Annotated in this window: 3 protein-coding genes and 1 pseudogene; 2 read left to right on the top strand and 2 right to left on the bottom strand. The window is 58.0% G+C overall.

The annotated features are described in order from the left end of the window. Both MLC70_RS18240 and MLC70_RS18235 read left to right on the top strand, forming a co-directional pair. Window positions 1-184 (top strand): annotated as a pseudogene (locus tag MLC70_RS18240) (LysR family transcriptional regulator); the annotation flags it as partial. A gap of 98 nt (window positions 185-282) precedes the next feature. After that, a complete protein-coding gene (locus MLC70_RS18235) occupies window positions 283-1,365 on the top strand; it encodes an alkene reductase (RefSeq protein WP_248185933.1) in 1,083 nt (360 codons plus the stop codon). Between the two features lie 97 nt (window positions 1,366-1,462). On the opposite strand, the gene MLC70_RS18230 is transcribed toward MLC70_RS18235, so the two are convergent. Beyond that, window positions 1,463-2,410 carry a LysR family transcriptional regulator gene (locus tag MLC70_RS18230; protein ID WP_248185931.1) on the bottom strand — a complete coding sequence of 316 codons (948 nt, stop codon included), beginning with the start codon at window positions 2,408-2,410 and terminating at the stop codon, window positions 1,463-1,465. 119 nt (window positions 2,411-2,529) lie between these two features. Continuing rightward, a complete protein-coding gene (gene trxA / locus MLC70_RS18225; RefSeq protein ID WP_224848255.1) occupies window positions 2,530-2,853 on the bottom strand; it encodes a thioredoxin in 324 nt (107 codons plus the stop codon). Window positions 2,854-2,961 lie beyond the last annotated feature (108 nt).

Below are 2,961 nucleotides of genomic sequence, written 5' to 3'. Positions count from 1 at the left end.
TGCGCCGCCGGTATCCGAGCTGTGGCTGATTTGTCCTACCCGACAGTCAATAACGCCGGCAATGAGGTTGTTGAGGGATGACCTGCGTGCAAAAGTAGGCGAACTGATGAATGCAATGATTGCCGGCGGCTTTTTTCCTCCGGATCGCTTGTCCGGAGGAAAAGATGAACAGCCTGTCGTATAAGTCAGGATGATGATTGATATATCTCGTCCGAATTAGTCCGCCCGGCCAACGGGCGGATATGCTACCAGCTCTTGTACACAAAATTTCCCGAGGATGCTATGAACACACTTTTTACTCCCCTGAAAATGGGCGCCAGTGAGTTGGCCAATCGGGTCTTCATGGCCCCCCTCACCCGCGTCCGTGCCGACGCTGATCACGTTCCCACGGATATGATGGTTGAGTATTACGCCCAGCGTGCCTCTGCCGGCCTGATCATCACTGAAGCGACCATGGCCATCGAAGGCAATTCGGCCTTCTGGCGCGAGCCCGGTATCTATTCCGAGGCGCAAGTTGAAGGCTGGAAGAAAGTCACTGATGCGGTACACGCCAAAGGTGGCAAAATTTATCTGCAAATCTTTCACGGTGGCCGCGCCTGCCACCCGGTGTTAAATAACGACAAGGATCCGGTAGCGCCCAGCGCCATTGCCATCACCAGCGATGAAGTGCACACACCGGAAGGTAAGAAGTCCTACACGGTTCCCCGCGCACTGGCCGACAGCGAAATCCCGGCCATCATCGACGGTTTCCGCACCGCCGCCGAGAATGCCAAGCGCGCCGGCTTTGACGGTGTTGAGGTTCATGGCGCCAACGGCTATCTACTGGACCAGTTCCTGCGTGATAGCTCCAACCATCGAGAAGGCCCCTACGGTGGCCCGATCGAAAATCGCGCCCGACTTCTGCTGGAGGTGATTGAAGCCGTATCCGGAGTGTTCGGTTCCGAGAACGTCGGTGTTCGACTGAGCCCCCTCAACAGCTTCCAGAGCATGAAGGACAGTGATCCGGTCGGTCTGGTTACCTGGCTCGCCAAGCGCCTGAACGACTACGGCCTGGCCTTTGTTCATTTGATGCGCAGCGACTTTTTCGGGGAACAGCAAGCGGATGTCATTACTCCGGTCCGCGAACACTTCAAGGGCAAGTTGATCCTCAACATGGGCTACACCGGTGAAGAAGCAGAACAAGCCATCGAATCCGGACTGGCCGACGCTGTCGCCTTTGGCGTGCCCTTCATTGCCAACCCGGACCTCCCGGAGCGCCTGAAGCTTGGCGCCGAGCTCAACGAAGCAGATCCGGCGACTTTTTACTCCCAGGGTGCGGAAGGGTATATTGACTACCCTTACCTTGAAGAGTTAGCTGAAGCATAATGTCGAAAGGGGGCTGTTAGCCCCCTTTTTCGTTGCGCAGAACACATGACCTTTGAAAGCGCGATCTCCTTTCTTGTTTCTTCCAGTCTGAGGCCGGTTAGACCGCTTTCAGGTGCCGCCCGCAGGGCGAGGTGGTCATGATTTCGTGCCAGCGATCCCGCAGCAGGCGCTCGAGGTGGTCCCGAATCCAGATAATGCCGGGATCCCGGTCATGGCGGGCGTGCCAGACCAGGTACATGCTGGTGGGATCAACCTCAAAGGGCAGGTCTCCCATCCAGAGCCCGTTCACAAAACCGCAGTCCTGACTGATGAGTTCGGGCACCGCCGCAATCAGGTTTGTCTCCCGAAGCACCTGCGGCACAATGGAGAAATGGTTGACGGTGGCGGCAATCCGGCGGCTTTGTCCCTTCTGGTCCAGGTAGCTGTCCACGAAACCATGGGCGTCGCCCGACATGGACACCAGCAAATGCCGGGCCTCCAGGAATTCCTCCATGGTGATCGGCTTACCCGCCAGCGGATGTCCTTCGCGCATCGCCAGCATGTAGCCACCCTCAAACAACCAGGTGCTCCGCAGGCTGTGGTCGTGCTGGTTCAGAACGCCAACCGCCAGGTCCACGTGGGCTTCGCGCAGATCGTCGTAGGTGCCATCGGGCTTGTACGGGACCGCGTGCAGGTCGACACCAGGCGCCTCCCGCTCCAGCAATTCGATTAACTGGCGCCAGACCATCTCAACGATCACGTCGGTAGCGGCGATGCGAAATTTCCGTTTGGAATTGGCGGGGTCGAACTGAGTGGCTGAAACCGCGTTGGTTAGCGCGTACATGGGCCCGTCTACCTGGTCCCAGAGGCTCAAGGCATAAGACGTCGGCTCGATGTTACGACCTTTGCGGACAAACAGCGGGTCTCTCCAGATCTGGCGCATCCGGGAGATTGCGTTGGATACCGCCGGCTGGGTCATGGCCAGACGCTCGGCGGCTCGGGTCACCGAGCGCTCGGTCATGATGGCGTCGAAAATATAGAGGAGTTGCAGCTCCTGGGTTTTCATCGTGGGGTCCTGAATGATGGCAATGGACCCGGATAAGTCTGACCAGCATTGGCGGGCAGCGCAACCGGCACACAAAAACACCCTCCCATAACAAGAGGGTGTTGATTCGAGCCGGTGAATTACAGGTTGCCTTTGACGAAGGCCCGCAACTGGCCCAAGGTGCCGGCACCGGTCTGCCGGGCCACCACGCCGCCCTCGCGGAACAGCGCCAGGGTCGGAATGCTGCGGATTCCCATGCGAGCCGCCGTTTCCGGGCTGTCATCCACGTTGACCTTTGCCACTACCAGGTCATCGCCCAGTTCGTCGGCGATTTCTTCAAGCATGGGGCCAACGGTCTTGCAGGGGCCGCACCAGGGTGCCCAGAAATCGACCAGGACCGGCTTGTCGTTACGACCAACGGCCGCATCAAAGTTGCTGTCGTTTACTTCAACGATGTTGCTCATATCGTTTCTCCGTTTCCAGTAATGCCTGAGCCTAACCCGGATTTCTCATGACGGGATAAAAGAAAGCGGCTGAAAGTGCTATAGTTTCAGGACCTTACACCGTTCACC

Origin of the sequence: Marinobacter goseongensis, from assembly GCF_023156235.1 — a bacterium.
GTDB lineage: Bacteria > Pseudomonadota > Gammaproteobacteria > Pseudomonadales > Oleiphilaceae > Marinobacter > Marinobacter goseongensis.
Note: the sequence above shows the minus strand (reverse complement) of the source record. Positions and strands in the feature narration are given on the sequence as shown.